Below are 22,021 nucleotides of genomic sequence, written 5' to 3'. Positions count from 1 at the left end.
CATCGCTTCAACTCAACCCTGCAAAATTTTGTCCATCATCCGTCCCGGCAGCAGGCGTTTTAACCAGCCGACGGCATGGGTCACCAGCGTGACCGGATAGCGCGTTTTGGGCTTGTCGCTCTCAAACGCGTGGCGCACTTTGGCGACCACCGCCTCCGGTCCCAGGGTGAAGCGTGCGGCAATACCGGGATTTTCGACCGGCTTGTCCGCCTGCGTCTGGTTAACGTTTTCCGTGAACCGGGTGCGGATGGGGCCGGGCTCAATCAGGCTGACCTTAATGCCGCTGTGGCGCAGTTCCATGCGTAGCGCATCGGACCACGCCTCCAGCGCGTATTTGCTGGCGGCATAAGCTCCACGGCCCGGGGTGGAGATCAGGCCCATCACCGAGGAGGTCATGACGATGCGCCCTTCGCCGTGCGGCAGCATGGCGGGAAGCAGGCGCATGGTGAGCTGATGCGCGCCGAAAACGTTAGCGGAGAACTGCTGTTCCAGCTGTTCCCGCGAGATGGTCTGTAGCGGACCGTACACGCCATAGCCCGCATTGTTGAACAGGCCATAAAGCCGGTTGTTGGTCAGGGCGATAACCTCATCGGCGGCCTGCTCCACGCTCTCCGGCGAATCCAGATCCAGCAGGATGCCGGTAAAACCGAGCCCTCTCATGCGTTCGACATCGTCGGGTTTACGGCAGGCTGCCAGCACCCAAAACCCCTGGCGCTTCAGCTCAAGGGCGCTTTCGAGGCCAATTCCGCTGGAACATCCTGTTATTAAGACCGATTTTTGCATAACTTTACCTGTCAGGTTCTCAGCTGTTTGACGAGTCATGTTTTACTAAAGGTGCCAGCCGGGTTGCCATCCAGTCGGCAATAAACGGCTGGGCATCGCGATTGGGGTGAATGCCGTCGTCCTGCATCCACTGGGGCTTGAGATAGACCTCTTCCATGAAAAATGGCAGCAGCGGAATATCAAACTCTTTGGCAAGCTTAGGATAGATCGCGCTAAACGCCTCATTATACCGACGGCCGTAGTTAGCGGGCAGGCGAATTTGCATCAGCAGCGGCTGGGCGTTAGCGGCCTTAATGGTCTGCAAAATGGTTCGCAGCGTTTGCTCGGTTTGCTGCGGCGGGAAGCCTCGCAGGCCATCGTTGCCGCCCAGTTCGACCAGCACCCAGCGCGGCTGATGCTGTTTGAGCAGGGCAGGCAGTCGCGACAGGCCCTGCTGCGACGTATCGCCGCTGATGCTACCGTTAACGACAGACGTCCCGGACTGCCATTTATCATTGAGCAGCGCGGGCCAGGCCGCGCTGGCGGCCATACGATAGCCCGCGCTCAGGCTGTCGCCCAGCACCAGTAACGTGTCCGCAGCCGCCGCGCGGAAGGTCATCAGCATCAAAAACAGGAAGGGCAAATGCCAGCGGAAAACATTGTTGAAGTTCATCGTCTTAAGAAGTCCGTCGGTCAGGGAGAACACGAGCTTTCCATCCTTACCGGAGTTGAACTCGTTGTCAAACGCGCCGAAAGCATCGCGCTGATTGGCGAATCCGGTTCCGGTAAGTCCACGCTGCTGGCGATCCTGGCCGGCCTGGACGATGGCAGCAGCGGCGAGGTGAACCTGGTCGGCCAGCCCCTTCATGCGCTTGATGAAGAGGCGCGCGCCGCGCTGCGCGCCCGGCATATCGGGTTTGTCTTTCAGTCCTTTATGCTGATCCCAACCCTCAACGCGCTGGAAAACGTCGAGCTGCCGGGCCTGCTGCGCGGCGAAAATACCCGCGAAAGCCGCGATCACGCCAAAGCGTTGCTGGAACAGCTTGGGCTGGGGAAGCGGCTCGACCACCTTCCGGCGCAGCTATCCGGCGGCGAGCAGCAGCGCGTGGCGCTGGCGCGGGCGTTTAACGGACGCCCGGAAGTGCTGTTTGCCGATGAGCCAACGGGCAACCTCGATCGTAAAACCGGGGATAAAATTGCTGATCTGCTGTTTTCGCTCAACCGTGAGCACGGCACCACGCTGATTCTGGTTACCCACGATCCGCAGCTGGCCGCCCGCTGCGACCGCCGCCTGCGGCTGGTGAACGGTATTCTTCAGGAGGAAGCATGATTGCCCGCTGGTTCTGGCGCGAATGGCGCTCGCCCTCGCTGCTGATTGTCTGGCTGGCGTTAAGCCTGGCTGTGGCCTGCGTGCTGGCGCTCGGCAGCGTCAGCGATCGCATGGAAAAAGGGCTTAGCCAGCAGAGCCGCGAATTTATGGCGGGGGACCGGGCGCTGCAAAGTTCCCGACCCGTCCCGCCGGGCTGGATCGAAGAAGCGCGCAAGGAAGGGCTGAAGGTCGGGGAGCAAATCACCTTCCAGACCATGACCTTTGCGGGCGACACGCCGCAGCTTGCCAGCGTGAAGGCCGTGGATGACATCTACCCGATGTACGGCGAGCTACAAACCAGCCCGCCGGGGCTAAAACCGGCCTCCGGTACGGTATTGCTGGCTTCGCGTCTGATGGCGCTTCTTAACCTGAAGCCCGGCGACAGTATTGACGTTGGCGATGCCACCCTGAAAATTGCCGGGGAAGTGGTGCAGGAGCCCGATTCCGGCTTTAACCCGTTCCAGCTCGCGCCGCGCCTGCTGATGAACACCGCCGATGTCGCGAAAACCAACGCCGTCCAGCCGGGAAGCCGCGTCACCTGGCGCTATAAGTTTGGCGGTACGCCCGCACAGCTGGAGGCGTATGAAAAATGGCTTCTGCCGCAGCTCAAGCCGGAACACCGCTGGTACGGGCTGGAGCAGGATGAAGGGGCGCTAGGCAAATCTCTTGAACGTTCCCAGCAGTTCCTGCTGCTGTCGGCGCTGTTAACCCTGCTGCTGGCCGTTGCGGCCGTCGCCGTGGCGATGGGGCACTACTGCCGCAGCCGTTACGATCTGGTGGCAATCCTCAAAACCCTCGGCGCGGGTCGGGCGCAGTTGCGCAAGCTGATTGTCGGACAGTGGCTGATGGTGCTGGCGCTGTCGGCCATTACCGGCGGGGCGATCGGACTGCTGTTTGAAAAACTGCTGATGGTGCTGCTCAAACCGGTACTGCCCGCCGCGCTGCCGCCTGCCAGCCTCTGGCCGTGGCTGTGGGCCATTGGCGCGATGACGGTGATCTCCCTGCTGGTGGGGCTGCGCCCGTACCGGCTGCTGCTCGCCACCCAGCCGCTGCGCGTGCTGCGCCGCGACGTGGTGGCCAACGTCTGGCCAATGAAGTTCTACCTGCCGGTGATTATTGCGGTGGCGGTCGGGCTGCTGGCCTGGCTGATGGGCGGCAGTACGCTGCTGTGGGCGGTGCTGGCGGGTGCGGTCGTGCTGGCGCTGCTGTGCGGCGCGCTGGGCTGGGTGCTGCTCAGCCTGCTAAAAAAGCTGACGGTGAAATCGCTGCCGGTGCGTCTGGCGATTAATCGTCTGCTGCATCAGCCGTGGTCCACGCTCAGCCAGCTTTCGGCGTTCTCGCTGTCGTTTATGCTGCTGGCGCTCCTGCTGGTGCTGCGCGGGGATCTGCTGGATCGCTGGCAGCAGCAGCTTCCACCGGAAAGCCCGAACTATTTTCTGATCAACATCGCGCCCGAGCAGGTGACGCCGCTGAAGGGCTTCCTGTCCGAGCATCACATTATTCCCGAGTCGTTCTATCCGATCGTGCGTGCCCGCCTGACGCAGATCAACGGCCAGTCGACGGAGGGAAACAAAGACGAATCGCTCAACCGCGAGCTGAACCTGACCTGGCAAGAGAAGCGTCCGGACCATAACCCGATCGTCGCTGGCAGCTGGCCGCCAAAGGCGGGGGAAGTGTCGATGGAGGAGGGGCTGGCGAAGCGTCTGAACGTGGGGCTGGGGGACAGTGTGACCTTTACCGGCGATACGCAGGATTTCAGCGCCAAAGTGACCAGCCTGCGCAAGGTGGACTGGGAAAGCCTGCGGCCAAACTTCTTCTTCATCTTCCCGCCGGGCGCGCTGGACGGACAGCCCCAGAGCTGGCTGACCAGCTTCCGCTGGGAAAACGGCAACGGCATGCTGACGCAGCTTAACCGGGAGTTTCCGACGGTGAGCCTGCTGGATATCGGCGCGATCCTTAAACAGGTCGGGCAGGTGCTGGAGCAGGTAAGCCGCGCGCTGGAGGTGATGGTGGTGCTGGTGACGATCTGCGGCATATTGCTGCTGCTGGCGCAGGTGCAGGTCGGCATGCGCCAGCGGCATCAGGAGCTGGTGGTCTACCGCACGCTGGGCGCCGGTAAGCGACTGCTGCGCGCCACGCTGTGGAGCGAGTTTGCGCTGCTTGGGCTGGTGGCGGGGCTGGTGGCGGCCATCGGTGCGGAAACCGCGCTGGCGGTGCTCCAGACGAAAGTCTTCGACTTCCCGTGGGAGCCTGACTGGCGGCTGTGGGTAACGCTGCCCGTCTGCGGCGCCGTGCTGCTGTCCCTGTGCGGCGGCTGGCTCGGCACCCGGCTGTTGAAAGGTAAAGCGCTGTTCCGCCAGTTTGTCAGCTAGTTTACTGACGTGATGATGACGCACCGGCATATCTGCTGGTGCGTCACCCCTTAACGGCACAAATCGTTAATGACCCTGCATTTAGTAGCACAAAACATTAAAAACCCGCCCACACAGCCCGAATATTTCCGGTTAATATTCACCAGCTAAATATTTAGCAGCGTGTCTATCAAGGAAAAAGAATGACTATAAGAAAAACAGCGCTGGCGACAACGATCGGCGCAGCAGTGGCATTGGCTTCTTTCGCATCCCAGGCGGAAATCACTCTTCTGAAACAGGATCCGCAGGCGGGTAACCCGCTGAGCCGCCTGAACTTCACCGTTGGCGGCAGTATTCGTCCTCAGTTTCAGAACATGACCGGCGATGACGGCAAAAACGGCTACAAGCGTAACGGCTTTGACGGCGGTACCCGCTTCCGTTTCGCGGCAGACTACTACCTGTTCGATGACATCAGCTGGATCACCTACTACGAGCTGGGTGTGAACATTCCGGCGCAGTTTAACTGGGATAACCACTACGCCGACGGCGCGCACGACACCTCACGTCGTATGCTGTACACCGGCCTGAAGAGCGACACCTGGGGCACGCTGACCTTCGGCCAGCAGAACAGCGTGTACTATGATGTGGTGGGCGCGAAAACCGATATCTGGGACTACGACATGATCGGCCAGGCGCCGGGTAACGGGATCAACGGCGACTACGACGGCTCTTACCGTTCACGCCAGATGCTGAAGTACAAGAAAACCGTGGGCGATGCGGATATCTATGCATCCTACCTGTTTGAGGACAGTGAATACCTGCCGGGCAACGGCCTGCGCTACAAGCGTAAAGGCGGCGGCTCGCTGGGTATCGATTACCACCTGACCACCGATCTGACCTGGGGCGCAGCGTGGAACTACACCCGCGCGGACATGCGTAACCCGGACAACGGCGACAGCAAATCCTACGACCAGAACATTGTCGGTACTGCGCTGAGCTGGACCCCGGATAACTGGACCTTCTCCGCGGGCGGCGGCTGGTATCAGAACTTCATGACCACCAAAAAAGTGTCCGTTAACGACTACTTCGCCGGTGACGCATGGGGTATTGAATACTTCGCAGGGTACAAATTCCCGGTCGGCCAGTATGCGGTGAAATCCATCCAGCCTTACTTCATGGGTGACCGCATTGAGTACGTGAACGGCCGTAACTACCAGCGCATCGACAACGGCGTGGGTATCAGCTTCCAGCTGGACTACGGTTTCCGTGTGGATTACGAACACGTGTTCACCTCCAGCACCGACAACCTGGGCGACATGAACCTGGTGCGTCTGCGTTACGACTTCTAAGTTGTCATGTAGGGTGCGGCCTGATGCCCTCACCCTGACCCTCTCCCACGGGGAGAGGGAAAAAACATTAAAAACGGCAACCCAGGTTGCCGTTTTGCTTTTACCTCGCCACCCGGCTTTTTTTAGCGATTAAGCCACTCGGCAATTTCTGCGAACGTCCCGCGATAGACAATCTTCTCCGCTTTCTTCTCCAGCTGATAGCCGTACATCGGGTCGTAATAGTCGTTCAGCAGCGGCACAAGCCAGCTGAAGTGTGCGTCAGTGCTGCCCGTTCGCTGTTGCTCATCGAGCGCGGCGTCCAGCAGGGCGGTAAATTCCGCGAAGCGTTGCAGCCCCAGACGGCGACGAATGGCAAAAAGTCCGTGATGCAGGTATTCGCTGTACGCTTTCCAGCCCGCGTCTTCACCGTAGGCGGCAGAAAAGTCCGCCCACATATGGTCGAAATACTCTTCACGCAGGCGCTCAAGACGAACGTCAAACGGATCCTCGACCACCACGATAGGCGCTTCAGCCATGCGGTCACGCAGGCACGCCGGCAGATGGTTGGAGCCAATCATCCGGCCCTCATCTTCCAGCACCCAGCGCGCCGCGTCTTTTTTCAGCAGCTCAACGGCGAGGTGATTTTCAAAGCTCGCCTGGGAAAGCTGCGGCGTGAGCGTGCGGCCAAACGACGAGCCGCGATGGTGCGCCAGCCCTTCCAGATCGATGCCCTGCGCGTGCTGCTTCACCAGCAGCGTTTTACCGTTGCCGGTACAGCCGCCGATAAGCACCATCGGCTTTTGCGACTGCTCGACCGTGACCTGAATGGCCGTCTGACGCAGGGCTTTATAGCCGCCGCGGATCAGCGGGTAATCTACACCCGTCTCCTTAAGCCAGGCCTGGGAGATATGCGAGCGCTGCCCGCCGCGGGCGCAGCAGAGATAGCCCTCGGGGTGCGCAAGGCTGGCTTCGCGCCAGGCGTTAATGCGCGCTTCCCGCGTCTCGCCGCTCACCAGACTATGGCCGAGCGCCAGCGCGGCGTCGGGTCCCTGGCGCTTATAGCAGGTCCCCACGGCGGCACGCTCGTCGTCGTTCATTAGGGGCAGGTTGAGTGCGGCGGGCATCGCACCCTGGGCAAATTCGATCGGCGCGCGAACGTCGATTAAAGGGGTATCGGACGCGAGGATCGCGCGATAGTCCGTTCCATCGTTCATGGTGATTCCAGAAGAAAACTGAGCAGCAATGGGCGGGAATTGTACGCCGGGGAAGGGGAAGGTCAACTCCCCGGCGCAGATGTCTTACTTGAGCTTTGACTGTGCCCAGACGATACCGCTTGCGTATTCCGGCGGCAGGAGAGGGACGATCGCTTCCAGCGTAGCGCTCAGGCGATCCGTGTCGATATCGTTCAGGTTCAGGTGACCGACCTTACGACCCGGGCGCACCTCTTTGTCATACCAGTGCAGATGGACCAGCGGCAGCTTCAGCCAGTCGTAGTTCAGATCGGTGCCGATCAGGTTGATCATCACCGACGGGCTGTTAACGACGGGCTGTGGCAGCGGCAGGTCGGTGATGGCACGCAGGTGCAGCTCGAACTGGCTGATGGAGGCGCCGTTTTGCGTCCAGTGGCCGCTGTTGTGCACGCGCGGCGCCAGCTCGTTGATCAGCAGGCCCGACGGCGTGACGAAGCACTCCATCGCCATCACGCCCACGTAGCCCAGCTCGTGCATAATGGCGGAGAGCATCTCTTCCGCCTGCGCCTGCTGGCCAGCGTTCGCCTGCGGGAAGGCAACGCTGGTACGCAGAATGCCGTCCTGATGCAGGTTATGCGTCAGCGGGTAAAACACCGTGCGGCCATCATGCGCGCGCGCGCCAACCAGCGACACTTCGCCGCTGAAGTTGATGCCCTGCTCAACGATGCATTCGCCGTAGCAGTCGTCCGGCAACTCGGCGGTGTCGTTCGCCCGCAGACGCCACTGCCCGCGACCGTCATAGCCGCCGACGCGACGCTTCACGATCGCCAGTTCGCCCAGCATCGCAAACACGTCATTCCACTCGCTTTTATCAGAGAGCAATTGCCACGGCGCGGTTGCGAGGCCCAGCTTGTCGAACAGCTGCTTTTGCGTAAGACGGTCGGCGATGATCGGGAATACGTCGCGGTTCACAAAGGCGTTATGGCGCGCCAGCTCGCGGGTCAGGGCGGTTTCCGGCCAGCGTTCAATTTCGGCGGTGATCACGCTCTGATGGAACGGCACGGCTTCCGGCTCGGCGTCCAGCCCGACGGGCCAGACGGTAATCCCCAACGGTTCGCCAGCCTGACGCAGCATGCGGCCAAGCTGACCATTACCCAGAACGCAAACCTGCTTCATGCTGCACCCCGCGGATCCGGGTTATCCAGCACCTCGTCGGTCTGGGCTTTACGCCACTCCGTCAGGCGTTGATGTAACGCTTTATCGTGCGTCGCCAGGATCTGCGCGGCGAGCAGCGCGGCGTTGGCGGCGCCCGCTTTGCCAATCGCCAGCGTACCGACGGGAATACCGCGCGGCATCTGCACAATGGAGTAAAGGCTATCGACACCGCTTAACGCAGCGCTCTGCACCGGCACGCCCAGCACCGGCACCAGGGTTTTGGCGGCAATCATGCCCGGCAGATGTGCTGCGCCGCCCGCACCGGCAATAATCACCTCATACCCGTTCTCTTCGGCGCTTTCGGCGAAGCTGAACAGTTTGTCCGGCGTGCGGTGTGCGGAAACCACTTCAACGTGGTGCGGAACATTCAGGATTTCAAAGATTTCGGCGGCGAACTGCATGGTAGCCCAGTCGCTTTTGGACCCCATCACGATGGCGACACGCGCCGGATTATTGCGGGAAGACATGCGTCTTAAAACTCCTGTGGTGCGAAACACACTGCTTTCGAGGGCACAGAGAATAGCATGTAATACCGGCAAGGAAAACGGTTGCGTGGTCGAGAAATGGGCGAAAAGACGGGAAGACGTTAAAACGGGAAGGCGATCAGTTCCACCCCTTCCGGCGTGACTTTTACCATCGAACCTTCGCTGTGCCATGCCCCTAAAACCACGCGGTGAGCGGGCTCGCCGTTGGCGATAAGGGAGTGCACGTCCGGGCGATGGGTATGGCCGTGGATCAGCCACTGAACGCGATGCTTTTCCATCACGTTAACCACTGCCTGCGGGTTGACGTCCATAATGGTCATCGATTTGCTGCTGTTGGCGGCTTTGCTGCCCGCGCGCATTCTGGCGGCGATGCGGTTGCGGATAAACAGCGGCAGGGCGAGGAACACTTTCTGGATCCACAGGGTGTGGACTTTGGCGCGAAACGCCTGGTAGCCGGTATCGTCGGTGCAGAGCGTGTCGCCGTGCATGATCAGCACCTTGCGACCGTAGAGATCGAGCACCTGCTCTTCCGGCAGCAGCGTCATGCCGCTCTCGCGGGCGTAGCGCTGGCCTATCAGGAAGTCACGGTTGCCGTGAATGAAATAGCAGGGCACGCCGGAATCCACCAGCGCGTGAATGGCGGCTGCCATTTCACGGTGCAGCGGGTTCGGGTCGTCGTCGCCGATCCAGGCCTCAAACAGGTCGCCCAGAATGTACAGCGCGTCGGCGCCTTTCGCTTCACCGCGTAAAAAACGCAGAAAACCGGCGGTTATCGCCGGTTCTTCTGTTTGCAGATGCAGGTCTGCAATAAAGAGTGTCGCCACGAATTACTCGCTGACGGTCACGCTTGTAATCACAACGTCTTCTTTAGGAACGTCCTGGTGCATACCGCTGCGGCCAGTAGAAACGGCTTTGATCTTGTCGACCACGTCCATCCCTTCAACCACTTCTGCGAATACGCAGTAGCCCCAGCCTTGCAGGCTTTCGCCAGAGAAGTTCAGGAAGTCGTTGTCCGCTACGTTGATGAAGAACTGTGCGGTTGCAGAGTGTGGCGCCTGAGTACGGGCCATTGCCAGCGTACCACGGGTGTTTTTCAGGCCGTTGTTCGCTTCGTTTTTGATTGCTTCTTTGGTCTCTTTCTGGCGCATGCCAGGCTCGAAACCGCCGCCCTGGATCATAAAGCCGTTGATCACACGGTGGAAAATAGTGTTGTTGTAGAAACCTTCGCGGCAGTAGTCCAGGAAGTTTTTAACTGTTTCAGGCGCTTTATCATCAAAGGTTTTGATTACGATATCGCCATGATTAGTGTGGAAAGTAACCATTTTTGCATCCTGTTCCGTTATTGTGGTGCGTCGACCCGTGCTCGGGTCACATATAGGGGCTTGTTATAGCATAACCACAGGACACGATCACCTTGCATTGTGTGCTGACCGTGCTCCCAATTATGGGTATTATAAGGAACAAACAATCCACACACGTGTTTACATGGAATCTTCGATGTTAAAAATCTTTAATACAATGACGCGCCAAAAAGAGGAATTTAAACCTATCCATGCCGGGGAAGTCGGCATGTACGTGTGTGGTATTACGGTTTACGATCTCTGTCATATCGGCCATGGCCGTACCTTTGTCGCGTTCGACGTGGTGTCACGCTACCTGCGCTTCCTGGGCTATAACCTGAAGTACGTGCGCAACATCACCGACATCGACGATAAAATCATCAAGCGCGCTAATGAAAACGGCGAAAGCTTCGTCGCGCTGGTGGATCGCATGATCGCCGAAATGCACAAGGATTTTGACGCCTTAAATATTCTGCGCCCGGACAGCGAGCCGCGCGCGACCCACCATATCCATGAAATCATCGAGCTCACTGAAAAGCTGCTCGAACGCGGCCACGCCTATGTGGCGGACAACGGCGACGTAATGTTCTCAGTGCCCACGGACCCAACCTACGGTGCGCTTTCCCGCCAGGATCTGGACCAGCTTCAGGCTGGCGCGCGCGTGGATGTGGTTGACGTGAAGCGTAACCCGATGGACTTCGTGCTGTGGAAGATGTCCAAAGAGGGCGAGCCGAGCTGGCCATCCCCGTGGGGCGAAGGGCGTCCGGGCTGGCACATTGAATGTTCAGCGATGAACTGCAAGCAGCTGGGCAACCATTTCGACATTCACGGCGGCGGTTCGGATCTGATGTTCCCGCATCACGAAAACGAAATCGCGCAGTCCACCTGCGCCCACGGTGGCGAGTACGTGAACTACTGGATGCACTCCGGGATGGTGATGGTTGACCGCGAGAAGATGTCTAAATCGCTGGGCAACTTCTTTACCGTGCGCGACGTGCTGAAGTATTACGACGCGGAAACCGTGCGCTACTTCCTGATGTCTGGTCACTATCGCAGCCAGCTGAACTACAGCGAAGAGAACCTGAAGCAGGCGCGCGCTGCGCTGGAGCGTCTGTACACCGCGCTGCGCGGCACCGACAAATCTGTGCCTGCGGCGGGCGGCGAAGCATTTGAAGCGCGCTTTGTTGAGGTGATGAACGACGACTTCAACACGCCGGAAGCCTACTCCGTGCTGTTCGACATGGCGCGTGAGGTCAACCGCCTGAAGTCAGAAGATATGGCGGCGGCGAATGCGCTGGCGTCTCATCTGCGTAAGCTCTCTTCCGTGCTCGGCCTGCTGGAGCAGGAGCCGGACGCGTTCCTGCAAAGCGGCGCGCAGGCAGACGACGGCGAAGTGGCAGAAATTGAAGCGCTGATCAAAGCGCGTCTGGAAGCGCGTCAGGCGAAAGACTGGGCGGCGGCGGATGCGGCACGTAACCGTCTGACCGAGATGGGCATCATTCTGGAAGACGGCCCGCAGGGGACGACCTGGCGTCGTAAGTAAGTCTTTAATGCCCGGTGGCGCTTCGCTGACCGGGCCTACAAAAGCACGACCGTAGGCCGGGTAAGGCGCAGCCGCCACCCGGCTTTTTTTACCTTCTTTTCCACCATAACATCCCCATCAGCACCGCCCCCGGCAGCCACACCCACAGCAGTTCCGAGATAATGACCTCATGCCCGTACGGCGTGGTATAGCGCGACAGCGCAAACGGCGCGACCTTGATCACCTGCCACGGCGCAAAGAAGCGCTCGTCTGACCACGGCCACAGCCAGCCGACGCCTTTCCCGCCGGTGGTAACGGAGTCCAGCAGGCTGTGCGACAGCAACGACACGGTTAAAAACAGCCAGCAGCGCGTCAGGCTGGCCCTGAACCATCGTCGCCCGGCCAGCACGCAGAGTATTGGCACCACAAAGGCAAACAGTAGCGAATGAGTGAAACCGCGGTGGCCAAAAATATTCCCGTAAGCGACGCCGAATTTAAACGCCAGTACGTCGGCGTCGGGCAGCATGGCGAGGACGATCCCGGCAAACAGCAGGCGGGGTGGGATGACGCGGGTTCCGAGCCCTAAGCCGAGACACAGAGGTACGGCAGCGTGGGTGATAACGGTAGGCATTGCATGTATCCATGGCAAATCATGGGAATATAGCAGTGGATCCGCCGCAGTAAACCCGTGTCAAATTCTGATTTTACGCCGATTCCCGCGCGATAAGCTGCCCGGAGAGGGTAATGCGCTGGGTTTGCAGATCCGGCTCTTTGAGCCTGCGGATCATCAGCCCCGCCGCCTGGCGGCCTGTCTCTTCGCTGGCTGACGAAACGTAAGTCAGTGACGGCGACGTGAGGTTTACGTGAAGCATATCTTCAAAGCCGATCAGCGCCACCTGCTGAGTCAGGAAAACATCTTTACCCACCGTGCGCCCCACCTGGTGAATGCCGGAGATTGAACCGAGCATTGCATCCGGCGAGTGGCAGAGCAGGGCGGTAATCGTATTGTTCTTCTCCAGCAGCTGGCGGGTCGCCATGGTCGCCGCCTGCGTATCATCGGTGCAGGCGGGAAAATATTCCTCACGCCAGACCAGCCCGTTCTGCGTCATCGCGCTGCGAAAACCGAGCAGACGCTGCTCGCGGATACGACATCCGTCGCGCCCACCGATGTAGGCGATGTTGCGGTGCCCGCGCTCGATAAGATACCGCGCGGCCAGGTTCGCCGCCTGACGGTTATCGCGCATCACCAGGTTGCATTTCTCTTCCAGCAACGACTGCGAAACCGCGACAAGCGGCAGCGGGCAGTGGCGAATGTGTTCCGGAAGAGCGGCGGCGCGGGTATCCGACGCCAGGTAGATGACGCCCGCGACGCCCTGCTGCTTAAACGACAGCAGGGTGCGTTCCAGATGTTCGCCGTCGTTCAGCGGCTGACCGAGAAAAACCATATAACCCTGTTTCTCCAGCTCCTGAACGATGCTCGCCATCACTTTGATGGAAAAGCTGTCGCTAAAGTCGCGCAGGATCAAGCCGATTAAATTGGAGGTGTTGGCGCGAAGGTTGGCAGCGGCGACGTTATGAACATAGCCCAGCGTTGTGATGGCGGCATTGACCTTCCCGATCGTCGCCTCTGAGATCTTCCCTTTCTGGCGCAGCACCAGCGAAACGGTAGAAACCGACACGCCCGCATGCTTTGCAACATCAATAATGCTGACTTTCTTCAAAACCGCTCCCTGAAATTTACCGATTATCAGCCAGATAAGAGGCGTCCCCCAGCGTACAGGAGACGCCTTCTCCAGGCATCTTATTATTTGCCAATCATGGTGGACATGGTCTGGGCGATAAACTGTGCTCTGGCCCCGAAAATCACCTGTATACCGTTGTCACCCACGAACACCACGCCGCGCGCGCCAAGCCCGTTCAGGCCCTCTCTGTCCACCGCATCGCTCTTCGCCACTTCCAGACGCAGACGCGTTATGCAGGAGCCGACGGAATCAATGTTCTGGGCACCGCCCAGCAGGCCGATGATTTCGGTGGCAAGTTCGGAATCGGACTTGTCATTCGCACTGGCGGTGACTTCGGTGCGCCCCGGCGTTTTTACGTCGAAACGGCGGATCACGAAGCGGAAGGTGAAGTAGTAAATCAGCGCCATCGGAATGCCGATGATAATGGCGCTCAGGAAGTTGGTCTGATAGCCGTTAAACGACGGCAGGATCCCGAACGACAGATAGTCGATAAAGCCCGCGGAGAAGGATTTGGCGATATGCGCATGCATCAGGTACATGGCCATATACGCCAGCCCCGCCATGATGGCGTTGAAGACATAAAGGATGGGGGCCACGAAGATAAAGGTGAACTCCACCGGCTCGGTGATCCCCGTCAGAAAACAGGTCAGCGCCGCAGAGAACAGAATACCGGCTGCGATTTTCTTATTCTTCGTGTGCGCTTCGTGGTACATCGCCAGGCACGCGGCAGGCAGCGCGAACAGCATCAGCGGGAACTCGCCCTGCATGAATTTCCCGGCGTTCTGGTAGGTGTCGCTGCTGAAGGATTTTACCCCCTCTTCGAGCATCTTGAACCAGATGGTCTGGTCACCGTGGATCACCTGACCCGCCTGAGTGGTGTAATCCCCAAACGAATACCAGAAGGAGGGATACCAGATATGGTGCAGGCCGAGCGGGATCAGCGCGCGCTCCACCAGCCCGAAAATAAAGGTCGAGGCCGCCTGGTTATCGCCGTTCACCACCACGGACAGGGCGTCGATCCCGGACTGAATATGCTGCCAGACGTACGGCAGCAGCAGGCCGAGCAGGAACGAAAGAAACGCCGTCGCGATCGCCACAAAGCGCTTCCCGGAGAAGAAGCCAAGGAACTCCGGCAGCTGCATGGTGTGGAAGCGGTTATAGCACCAGGCCGCGAGAATGCCGCAGATAAGGCCGCCAAAGACGCCCATCTGCAACGTCGGGATGCCAACCACCATGGCGTATTTCCCGCCCTGAGAGGCCATTTCCGGCGTAATGCTCAGCACCGTGCTGATGGTGATATTGGTGACAAACACTGAGACCGCCGCAGAGAGTGCGGCAATGCCGGATTCCGAGGCCAGACCGACAGCAGAGCCGATGGCGAACAGCATTGGCAGATTATCAAAGATAACCCCGCCGGCGTTCATCATCAGCGGCAGATGGAACTTATCGCCGAAGGCCAGCAGCAGGCCCGCAGCGGGAAGCAGTGAAATTGGCAACATTAAGGCGCGGCCAATCATCGACAGCTTAGACAACGATTTAACAAACCCTGATATCAGACTCATGCTGATTTCCCCCGAATACGCTTTTTTCGCGCTGTTATTGTGAGTAGAACGTTTTAGTAGAACGTTCTACTCATCGTGGGGAAAGTCTGAAAAGCGCGCAACTGAATTCTCACCTTTCAACAGATGAAATAGTGATTATTTGAAGTTGATCGATAAATAACCGCGATGGGTGTGAGGGGATAGAGACAAAATTGCCGGGTGGCGGCTTCGCCTTACCGGGCCTACAACCGGAGACAGTACGTAGGCCCGGTAAGCGCAGCGCCACCGGGCATCAAACGGCTTACGCCGTCACGGTCACGCTTTGTCCTGCAAAACTCACGGTCTGACCCGCAACAATTTTGCAGCGCTTGCGGGTTTCCACCACGCCGTCCACTTTCACCTGCCCGTCGGCGATAACGATTTTCGCCTGCGCGCCGCTTTCGCTCCAGCCTTCCAGCTTCAGCAGATCGCACAGCTCAACGTGCGGGTGTTTACCTAAAGAAAAAGTTGCCATGATTACGCGTCCTCTACGTCGTGATACTCCTCGCACGCCTGCAAGGTATTCTGAATCAGTGTTGCTACCGTCATCGGGCCTACGCCGCCCGGGACCGGGGTAATGTAAGACGCGCGCGCCGCGGCATCTTCATACACCACGTCGCCGACCACTTTGCCGTTTTCCAGACGGTTAATACCCACGTCCACGACGATGGCGCCCTCTTTGATCCACTCGCCAGGAATAAAGCCCGGCTTGCCGACCGCGACGATCAGCAGATCGGCGTTTTCAACGTGGTGACGCAGGTTTTTGGTGAAGCGGTGGGTCACGGTGGTGGTGCAGCCCGCCAGCAGCAGCTCCATACTCATCGGGCGGCCCACGATGTTGGAGGCGCCAATCACCACGGCGTTCAGGCCGTAGGTGTCGATGTTATAACGCTCCAGCAGCGTCACGATGCCGCGCGGAGTGCACGGACGCAGGCGCGGCGCGCGCTGGCACAGGCGGCCCACGTTATACGGGTGGAAACCGTCAACGTCTTTGTCCGGTGCGATGCGCTCCAGCACCTTTACGTTGTCAATGCCCGCAGGCAGCGGCAGCTGAACCAGGATGCCGTCGATTGCTTTATCAGCATTCAGGGTGTCAATCAGTTCCAGCAGCTCCGCTTCGCTGGTGGTTTCCGGCAGATCGTAGGAGCGGGAGACGAAGCCTACCTCTTCACACGCTTTGCGCTTGCTGCCGACATAAATTTGCGAAGCCGGGTTGCTGCCAACCAGCACAACGGCCAGCCCTGGAGCGCGAAATCCAGCGGCTGTACGCGCCTTCACTTTTTCCGCAACCTCAGAGCGCACCTGCTGCGCAATCGTTTTACCGTCAATAATCTTTGCTGCCATCAGAGAGAAGATTCCGTCTGTAACGTTAGAAGGGGGGATTGCCTGTATTTTGTCAGAAGCGAGCGCCGCTGTCAGTCACCCTTTACGAGATTTCACCGATAGCCTGCAAAACCCCTTCTCAGGGCATGGCCAATTTCTTAGGGGGGATTAGGATGTGACCTGGTAAAATGGCAGCGTTTTGACATATTACAAAATAGATTCCTGAGCTACTTTGTCTTCTCCGAAATAAGCCTTCAATTTTTTAATTGAACGTATTTCTTATTCCCGAATATGTGCGGGAAGGGTTATTTACATTTTAAAGGAATAGACATGAAACTCAGCAACATTGCTTCTACTGTTATTGCAACTCTGGCCCTGGTCGCGGGTGCCGCTCACGCAGAAGATCCTGTAACGCCTGTATCTGTTAACGGTGGTACGGTGCATTTTAAAGGTGAATTAGTCAATGCCGCGTGTTCAGTAAATACTGACTCTTCTGAGCAGACCGTTAATCTCGGCCAGTACCGTACCGCGAAATTCACTAAAGTAGGTGACACCACCTCCAATATTCCGTTCACCATCGAACTGAACGACTGCGATCCTGCGGTAGCGAAAACCGCTGCTGTTGCGTTCACCGGTCAGATCGACGCCACCGACAAAACCCTGCTGGCGGTAACTTCCGGTAACAACGACAACTCCGCGAAGGGCGTGGGCATTGAGATCCTCGACAGCAAATCCACCACGCTGACCCCGGACGGTGCCACCTTCTCTGCGGCACAGAGCCTGATTGAAGGGACTAACACCCTGAACTTCACCGCGCGCTATAAAGCTACGGCTGCGACCACCCAGCCAGGCCAGGCAAACGCGGACGCAACATTCGTAATGAAATACGAGTAATGCCTTTGTACAGGGATGTGGTTGGCCTCAGGGAAGAGGTCTTTTAATCGCTTATACCGGGAGCGAAGGATGACAAGGACTGGGATATTGCTGTGCGCCCTTGCCGTTGCCTCAGCGGTAAACGCACATACCGTGGTGATCGACGGCGGCAAAGTTCACCTCAGAGGAGAGCTGGTCAACGGCGGCTGCGCGGTGGCCCCGGACAGCCAGAATATGCGCGTGGATATGGGGCAATACCGCACAAACGCCTTTTCCGGCGTCGGCAGCTTTTCCACGGTTAACGTGCCTTTCACCGTACGTCTGCTGGATTGTAGCGTGGACGTCTCCCGCACCGTCGGGATCCAGTTCCAGGGCGTCACACCGGCAGAAGATCCGCAGGTTTTCCTGGCGACATCGCGGCCAGGGGAAAACGCGGTCAGCAGCGGTGTCGGGCTGGCGCTTTTTGACGAACAGCAACGGCAAATCATCCCGAACGCGACGGCGGTGAGCTGGTTACCCATTGATACCCGCGAACTGGCATTTCATTTTAGCGCCCGCTATCGGGCTATTTCCGAACACCTGGTACCAGGCACTATTCAGTCGAATGTCTGGTTTACGTTGATTTATCCCTGACGCCTGCGAACTAATTATTAAAGGTACGGTTGTGATGAACACCCTGATTAAACCTGGACTGTTTTTAAGTTTTATTTTGATGATGATGTCTGCCTGCGCAAATGCGTCCGGCGGAATTGCGCTGGGCGCGACGCGCGTTATTTATCCGGCCGATGCAAAACAAACGTCGCTGGCGATCACCAACAGCAATAAACAAGAGCGCTATTTAATTAACGCGTGGATAGAAAACGCCAGCGGGCAAAAGGAAAAATCCTTTGTCGTCACGCCGCCGCTGTTTGTCAGCGAGCCGGCCAGCGAAAACACCCTGCGCATTATTTACGCAGGCCCGGCGCTGCCCGCCGATCGCGAATCCCTCTTTTACATGAACGTCAAAGCGATTCCATCGGTCAGCAAAACGCACCAGGACGGCAATAACGTCCTGCAACTGGCCATTCTGTCACGCATCAAACTGTTTGTACGCCCGGCTAACCTGGCGATGCCGCCGGAAGAGGCGCTCTCGCAGTTGCGCTTTGAGCGCGTCGGCAACCACCTTAAGGTGAGCAATGCCTCGCCGTATTACGTAACGCTGGTCAACCTGAAGCTCGGCGGCCAGACGCTCGATAACCTGATGGTTGCGCCTAAAAGCTCGGCGCAGCAGGTGCTGCCCGCCGCCGCGAGCGGCACGCTCTCCTGGCAGAGCGTGAACGACTACGGTGCCATTACGCCGGCGCGTAGCGTCAGCCTGTGAGCAGAGACAGGGCGATGAACACTCAATGGCGTTACTGCCCGGTTGCGCTGGCGCTGATGGCAACGCTCTGGCCACACGCTGGCTGGGGCGACAGCTATTTTAACCCGGCGTTTCTCTCCGATGACGCGGCGAACGTGGCGGATTTGTCGCGTTTTGAAAAGGGCCACCAGCAGGCACCGGGCGTCTATCGCGTCGATATCTGGCGTAACGATGAATTTATCGGCACCCAGGACGTGCGGTTTGAGCAAGCCGACAACACGCCGCCGGTCGCGGGCGGTTTGTCGCCGTGTATTACGCGCGCGATGCTCGATCGCTTTGGCGTGAATATCGCCGCCTTCCCGGAGCTCAGCAAAGTGCAGGGCGATACCTGCGTTCCGCTTACCACGGCTATTCCCGGCAGCGAAACGGCGTTCAACTTCGCCTCGTTGCGCCTTAACGTCAGCCTGCCTCAGGTGGCGATGCAAAACAGCGCCCGGGGATATATTCCGGCTGAACAGTGGGACGAGGGCATCCCCGCCGCGCTGGTGAACTACAGCTTTACCGGCAACCGGGGCAGCGAAGACGACAGCTATTATCTGAACCTGCAAAGTGGGCTGAACTATGGCGCGTGGCGATTACGCAATAACGGCGCGTGGCGCTATACCGAAAGCAACGGCCAGCGGCACAGCAGCTGGCAAAATATCGGCACCTGGGCGCAGCGTACGGTCATTCCGCTGAAAAGCGAGCTGGTGCTCGGCGACAGCAATACCGGCAACGATGTCTTCGACAGCGTCGGTTTTCGCGGCGGTCGGCTCTATTCTTCCGACAGCATGTACCCGGACAGCCTGCAAGGCTACGCGCCTACCGTGCGCGGAATCGCCCGCACCCCTGCCAAAGTGGTGATCCGCCAGAACGGCTACGTGATTTACCAGAGCTATGTGCAGCCGGGTGCTTTCGCCATTACCGACCTTAACCCCACCTCCTCCAGCGGTGACCTTGAGGTGACGGTGGAAGAGAAGGACGGGAGCCAGCAGCGCTACACCGTACCGTATTCCACCGTACCGCTGCTCCAGCGTGAAGGACGCTGGAAATACGATCTGGTGGCGGGGGATTATCGCAGCGGCAACAGCGAGCAGGACACGCCGTTCTTTACGCAAGGAACGATGATTGCCGGCCTTGCCGACGGCTACACGCTGTACGGCGGTACGCAGCTGGCCTCGCGGTATACCGCAATCGCCATTGGCGCGGGGAAAAACCTCGGTGACTGGGGCGCGGTCTCACTTGACCTCACGCACGCCCGCAGCCAGCTGGCGGATGACAGCCGCCATGAAGGCCAGTCCCTGCGTTTCCTGTACGCAAAATCCCTTAACGGATTCGGCACCAACTTCCAGCTGCTGGGCTATCGCTACTCGACCAAAGGCTTCTACACCCTCGACGATGTGGCCTGGCGCACAATGGAAGGCTATCAGTATGGCGACGATAAGGATGATGACGGCGTGCCGGACGTGCAGAGCTATCACAACCTGACGCTGAATAAAAAAGGGCGTTTCCAGCTCAATATCTCCCAGTCTCTCGGCGATTACGGCTCGGTGTACGTTTCAGGCAGCCAGCAGAGTTACTGGGGCACCAGCGAGTCCAACGTCTGGTACCAGCTCGGCTATGCGGGCGGGGTGAAAGGGGTCAGCTATGCCTTATCCTGGTCGTGGAACAAGGCCGTCGGCATTGACGGAACCGACCGTATCGCCTCGTTCAACGTCTCCGTACCGTTCAGCCTGTTCACCCGTCACGGCTTCCGTCGCGATAGCGCGATCGACAGAGCCTATGCCACGGCCTCTTCCAGCCGAAACAGCAACGGTGATACCAGCTGGCAGACCGGGATAAGCGGAACGCTGCTGAAAGATCGCAACCTGAACTATAGCGTCACCCAGGGCCACGCCAGCAATAACGGCGCAAGCGGTAGCGCCAGCGCCAACTGGCAGGCAACTTACGGCACGCTGGGTGTGGGTTACAACTACACCCGGGATCAGCACGATTTCAACTGGCAGCTTTCCGGCGGCGTGGTAGGGCATTCCGACGGCGTAACGTTCAGCCAGCCGCTGGGCGATACCAACGTGCTGATCAAAGCGCCGGGCGCGTCGGGCGTGAGCGTCGAAAACCAGACTGGGGTGAAAACCGACTGGCGTGGCTATGCGGTGATGCCGTACGCCACGGTGTACCGTTACAACCGCGTGGCGCTTGATACCAACACCATGAGTAACAACACCGACATTGAAAATAACGTGTCCAGCGTCGTGCCGACGAACGGCGCGCTGGTGCGCGCCAGCTTCGACACCCGCATCGGCGTGCGCGCGCTGCTGACCGTGAAGCGCGATAACCAGCCCGTACCGTTTGGTGCGGTGGTGCGTGAGACGCAGAGCGGCGTAACCAGCATGGTGGGCGATGACGGGCAGATTTACCTGAGCGGGCTGCCGCTGGAAGGGGAACTGCTGATTCAGTGGGGAGACGGAAAGCAGTCCCAGTGTCGTGCGCCCTACAGCTTGCCAGAACAGAGCCTGCAACAGGCGATCACACTTAAGGGGATCCGCTGTGAATAAAATCCATTATCTGGGGTTATCCCTTCTGGCGTTTTTGCCGGTAACTGACGCGCTCGCCACCGTCTGCGTCAATGAAAAAGGCGTGCCGACGGAGGTCTATTACGACCTGACGGATAAGTTCAACAGCGCCAATAACCAGGTGGGGCAGGTGGTTACGCTCAGCGAGAAATCCCAGTGGGTGGGCGTAAACGCTGTCTGCCCTAAGGGAACGTCCGGGAACACCACCAAGCGCAGCTATGTGACCGATTTCCCGGTCACGGGCACCAGCGATGGCTACCAGTACCTGAAGCTTAACGACTATCTGGACGGGGCGATGAAAATCACCGACAGCTACGCGGGCACGTTTTATCCCCCCAAAAACTACATCCAGATGGGGAGCCACCCGAACGTGTCTAAAAACAAACCGTTCGGCGTTCAGGATTCCAGCCTCGTCTTTCGGCTTAAGGTGACCCGGCGCTTTATCAATATGGTGGTGATCCCGCGGGCAACCATGTTCCGGGTTTACGTTACCACCACCTCTTCGGATCCGCTCACCACGCCGGTCTATACCATCAGCTACAGCGGGACCATTCAGGTGCCCCAAAGCTGTGAAATTAATGCCGGGAATGTGGTGGAGTTCGATTTCGGGGACATCGGCGCCTCCTTGTTCAGCAAAGCGGGTATTGGGAATAAGCCGGAGGGGGTCTCAGCGCAAAGCAAAACCATCGGCATAAAATGCACCAACGTTGAGGCGAACGCCATGCTCACGATGCGCGTCGAAGCGGAGAAGGTTTCAGGCAGCACGCTGGTCTCCGATAACGCGGATGTGGGCTTTGTGATTGCCAACAGCAATGGCGTGCCGCTGACGCCGAACAACCTGACCAGCAAAATTCCGTTCCGCCTGGACGACAGCGCGCAGGCGCAGGTTGGGATCCGTGCATGGCCCGTCAGCGTGACCGGTAAAAAACCTGCCGAGGGGCGTTTTACCTCTCGCGGCTATCTACGCGTCGACTACGATTAAGGAGCAGG

At 58.8% G+C, this 22,021-nt stretch carries 21 protein-coding genes; 9 read left to right on the top strand and 12 right to left on the bottom strand.

Annotation, left to right across the window (positions count from 1 at the left end; all coding sequences use genetic code 11):
* Positions 1-12: 12 nt before the first annotated feature.
* The gene (locus tag A3466_RS17430) at positions 13-822 is read right to left on the bottom strand and encodes an SDR family oxidoreductase (RefSeq protein ID WP_102749832.1); all 810 of its coding nucleotides are present in this window, start codon (positions 820-822) and stop codon (positions 13-15) included.
* Positions 803-1,435, bottom strand: a complete 633-nt coding sequence (tesA, locus tag A3466_RS17425; RefSeq protein WP_063451796.1) for a multifunctional acyl-CoA thioesterase I/protease I/lysophospholipase L1 — start codon at positions 1,433-1,435, stop codon at positions 803-805. Before tesA ends, A3466_RS17430 begins: the two co-directional genes overlap by 20 nt.
* Between tesA and ybbA the strand changes: the two genes are divergently transcribed.
* From ybbA to A3466_RS17410, 3 genes are all read left to right on the top strand, one after another.
* Entirely contained in the window at positions 1,406-2,092 is a 687-nt protein-coding gene (ybbA, locus tag A3466_RS17420) for a putative ABC transporter ATP-binding protein YbbA (RefSeq protein ID WP_063451642.1), read from the top strand. The genes tesA and ybbA overlap by 30 nt on opposite strands.
* A complete protein-coding gene (gene ybbP, locus A3466_RS17415; RefSeq protein WP_063451641.1) occupies positions 2,089-4,503 on the top strand; it encodes a putative ABC transporter permease subunit YbbP in 2,415 nt (804 codons plus the stop codon). Before ybbA ends, ybbP begins: the two co-directional genes overlap by 4 nt.
* 182 nt (positions 4,504-4,685) lie before the next feature.
* Positions 4,686-5,831 (top strand): porin, encoded by a 1,146-nt coding sequence (locus tag A3466_RS17410; protein ID WP_063451640.1) that lies wholly within the window; start codon positions 4,686-4,688, stop codon positions 5,829-5,831.
* Between the two features lie 122 nt (positions 5,832-5,953).
* On the opposite strand, the gene mnmH is transcribed toward A3466_RS17410, so the two are convergent.
* From mnmH to ppiB, 5 genes are all read right to left on the bottom strand, one after another.
* Positions 5,954-7,024, bottom strand: coding sequence for a tRNA 2-selenouridine(34) synthase MnmH (gene mnmH / locus A3466_RS17405; RefSeq protein ID WP_063451639.1), 1,071 nt, complete (start codon positions 7,022-7,024; stop codon positions 5,954-5,956).
* A gap of 84 nt (positions 7,025-7,108) precedes the next feature.
* Complete coding sequence (gene purK, locus A3466_RS17400; protein ID WP_063451638.1) at positions 7,109-8,176, bottom strand: 5-(carboxyamino)imidazole ribonucleotide synthase; 1,068 nt, start codon at positions 8,174-8,176, stop codon at positions 7,109-7,111.
* On the bottom strand, positions 8,173-8,682 hold the full coding sequence (purE, locus tag A3466_RS17395) for a 5-(carboxyamino)imidazole ribonucleotide mutase (protein WP_063451637.1): 510 nt from the start codon (positions 8,680-8,682) through the stop codon (positions 8,173-8,175). Before purE ends, purK begins: the two co-directional genes overlap by 4 nt.
* 119 nt (positions 8,683-8,801) lie before the next feature.
* Positions 8,802-9,524: a UDP-2,3-diacylglucosamine diphosphatase gene (gene lpxH / locus A3466_RS17390; RefSeq protein ID WP_063451636.1), complete on the bottom strand. Its 723-nt coding sequence runs from the start codon at positions 9,522-9,524 to the stop codon at positions 8,802-8,804.
* Positions 9,525-9,527: 3 nt separating this feature from the next.
* Positions 9,528-10,022, bottom strand: a complete 495-nt coding sequence (gene ppiB, locus A3466_RS17385; RefSeq protein WP_000256009.1) for a peptidylprolyl isomerase B — start codon at positions 10,020-10,022, stop codon at positions 9,528-9,530.
* A gap of 175 nt (positions 10,023-10,197) precedes the next feature.
* On the opposite strand from ppiB, the gene cysS reads away from it, so the two are divergent.
* Positions 10,198-11,583 carry a cysteine--tRNA ligase gene (gene cysS, locus A3466_RS17380; RefSeq protein WP_063451635.1) on the top strand — a complete coding sequence of 462 codons (1,386 nt, stop codon included), beginning with the start codon at positions 10,198-10,200 and terminating at the stop codon, positions 11,581-11,583.
* An 88-nt stretch (positions 11,584-11,671) separates the two neighbouring features.
* On the opposite strand, the gene A3466_RS17375 is transcribed toward cysS, so the two are convergent.
* The 5 genes from A3466_RS17375 to folD form a co-directional block, all read right to left on the bottom strand.
* Positions 11,672-12,193, bottom strand: coding sequence for a metal-dependent hydrolase (locus A3466_RS17375; protein ID WP_063451634.1), 522 nt, complete (start codon positions 12,191-12,193; stop codon positions 11,672-11,674).
* A gap of 73 nt (positions 12,194-12,266) precedes the next feature.
* Positions 12,267-13,283, bottom strand: coding sequence for a Mal regulon transcriptional regulator MalI (gene malI / locus A3466_RS17370; protein WP_063451633.1), 1,017 nt, complete (start codon positions 13,281-13,283; stop codon positions 12,267-12,269).
* Positions 13,284-13,366: 83 nt separating this feature from the next.
* Positions 13,367-14,866 (bottom strand): PTS transporter subunit EIIC, encoded by a 1,500-nt coding sequence (locus tag A3466_RS17365; RefSeq protein ID WP_063451632.1) that lies wholly within the window; start codon positions 14,864-14,866, stop codon positions 13,367-13,369.
* A gap of 280 nt (positions 14,867-15,146) precedes the next feature.
* On the bottom strand, positions 15,147-15,359 hold the full coding sequence (ybcJ, locus tag A3466_RS17360) for a ribosome-associated protein YbcJ (protein WP_063451631.1): 213 nt from the start codon (positions 15,357-15,359) through the stop codon (positions 15,147-15,149).
* A 2-nt stretch (positions 15,360-15,361) separates the two neighbouring features.
* On the bottom strand, positions 15,362-16,228 hold the full coding sequence (gene folD / locus A3466_RS17355; RefSeq protein ID WP_063451630.1) for a bifunctional methylenetetrahydrofolate dehydrogenase/methenyltetrahydrofolate cyclohydrolase FolD: 867 nt from the start codon (positions 16,226-16,228) through the stop codon (positions 15,362-15,364).
* 309 nt (positions 16,229-16,537) lie between these two features.
* Between folD and fimA the strand changes: the two genes are divergently transcribed.
* The 5 genes from fimA (at position 16,538) to fimH (ending at position 22,013) form a co-directional block, all read left to right on the top strand.
* Positions 16,538-17,101 (top strand): type 1 fimbrial major subunit FimA, encoded by a 564-nt coding sequence (gene fimA, locus A3466_RS17350; protein ID WP_074161078.1) that lies wholly within the window; start codon positions 16,538-16,540, stop codon positions 17,099-17,101.
* 69 nt (positions 17,102-17,170) lie between these two features.
* Positions 17,171-17,713: a type 1 fimbrial protein subunit FimI gene (gene fimI, locus A3466_RS17345; protein WP_063451628.1), complete on the top strand. Its 543-nt coding sequence runs from the start codon at positions 17,171-17,173 to the stop codon at positions 17,711-17,713.
* A 34-nt stretch (positions 17,714-17,747) separates the two neighbouring features.
* Positions 17,748-18,440: a type 1 fimbria chaperone FimC gene (fimC, locus tag A3466_RS17340; RefSeq protein WP_063451627.1), complete on the top strand. Its 693-nt coding sequence runs from the start codon at positions 17,748-17,750 to the stop codon at positions 18,438-18,440.
* Between the two features lie 14 nt (positions 18,441-18,454).
* Positions 18,455-21,013, top strand: coding sequence for a fimbrial biogenesis usher protein (locus tag A3466_RS17335; protein WP_063451626.1), 2,559 nt, complete (start codon positions 18,455-18,457; stop codon positions 21,011-21,013).
* Positions 21,006-22,013 (top strand): type 1 fimbria D-mannose specific adhesin FimH, encoded by a 1,008-nt coding sequence (fimH, locus tag A3466_RS17330; protein ID WP_063451625.1) that lies wholly within the window; start codon positions 21,006-21,008, stop codon positions 22,011-22,013. The genes A3466_RS17335 and fimH overlap by 8 nt, the downstream gene beginning before the upstream one ends.
* Positions 22,014-22,021 lie beyond the last annotated feature (8 nt).

Source organism: Enterobacter genomosp. S (assembly GCF_001631805.1).
Taxonomy (GTDB): Bacteria; Pseudomonadota; Gammaproteobacteria; order Enterobacterales; family Enterobacteriaceae; genus Enterobacter; species Enterobacter quasihormaechei.
The sequence above is the reverse complement of the archived record's forward strand: the minus strand, read 5'-3'. Positions and strand labels throughout refer to the sequence as shown.

Bases quoted from the DNA above. Each gene is read 5' to 3' on its own strand.
- A3466_RS17430 (WP_102749832.1), bottom strand. From the start codon at position 822: ATGACTCGTCAAACAGCTGAGAACCTGACAGGTAAAGTTATGCAAAAA.
- ybbA (WP_063451642.1), top strand. From the start codon at position 1,406: ATGCCAGCGGAAAACATTGTTGAAGTTCATCGTCTTAAGAAGTCCGTC.
- tesA (WP_063451796.1), bottom strand. From the start codon at position 1,435: ATGAACTTCAACAATGTTTTCCGCTGGCATTTGCCCTTCCTGTTTTTG.
- ybbP (WP_063451641.1), top strand. From the start codon at position 2,089: ATGATTGCCCGCTGGTTCTGGCGCGAATGGCGCTCGCCCTCGCTGCTG.
- A3466_RS17410 (WP_063451640.1), top strand. From the start codon at position 4,686: ATGACTATAAGAAAAACAGCGCTGGCGACAACGATCGGCGCAGCAGTG.
- mnmH (WP_063451639.1), bottom strand. From the start codon at position 7,024: ATGAACGATGGAACGGACTATCGCGCGATCCTCGCGTCCGATACCCCT.
- purK (WP_063451638.1), bottom strand. From the start codon at position 8,176: ATGAAGCAGGTTTGCGTTCTGGGTAATGGTCAGCTTGGCCGCATGCTG.
- purE (WP_063451637.1), bottom strand. From the start codon at position 8,682: ATGTCTTCCCGCAATAATCCGGCGCGTGTCGCCATCGTGATGGGGTCC.
- ppiB (WP_000256009.1), bottom strand. From the start codon at position 10,022: ATGGTTACTTTCCACACTAATCATGGCGATATCGTAATCAAAACCTTT.
- cysS (WP_063451635.1), top strand. From the start codon at position 10,198: ATGTTAAAAATCTTTAATACAATGACGCGCCAAAAAGAGGAATTTAAA.
- A3466_RS17375 (WP_063451634.1), bottom strand. From the start codon at position 12,193: ATGCCTACCGTTATCACCCACGCTGCCGTACCTCTGTGTCTCGGCTTA.
- A3466_RS17365 (WP_063451632.1), bottom strand. From the start codon at position 14,866: ATGAGTCTGATATCAGGGTTTGTTAAATCGTTGTCTAAGCTGTCGATG.
- ybcJ (WP_063451631.1), bottom strand. From the start codon at position 15,359: ATGGCAACTTTTTCTTTAGGTAAACACCCGCACGTTGAGCTGTGCGAT.
- folD (WP_063451630.1), bottom strand. From the start codon at position 16,228: ATGGCAGCAAAGATTATTGACGGTAAAACGATTGCGCAGCAGGTGCGC.
- fimA (WP_074161078.1), top strand. From the start codon at position 16,538: ATGAAACTCAGCAACATTGCTTCTACTGTTATTGCAACTCTGGCCCTG.
- fimI (WP_063451628.1), top strand. From the start codon at position 17,171: ATGACAAGGACTGGGATATTGCTGTGCGCCCTTGCCGTTGCCTCAGCG.
- fimC (WP_063451627.1), top strand. From the start codon at position 17,748: ATGAACACCCTGATTAAACCTGGACTGTTTTTAAGTTTTATTTTGATG.
- A3466_RS17335 (WP_063451626.1), top strand. From the start codon at position 18,455: ATGAACACTCAATGGCGTTACTGCCCGGTTGCGCTGGCGCTGATGGCA.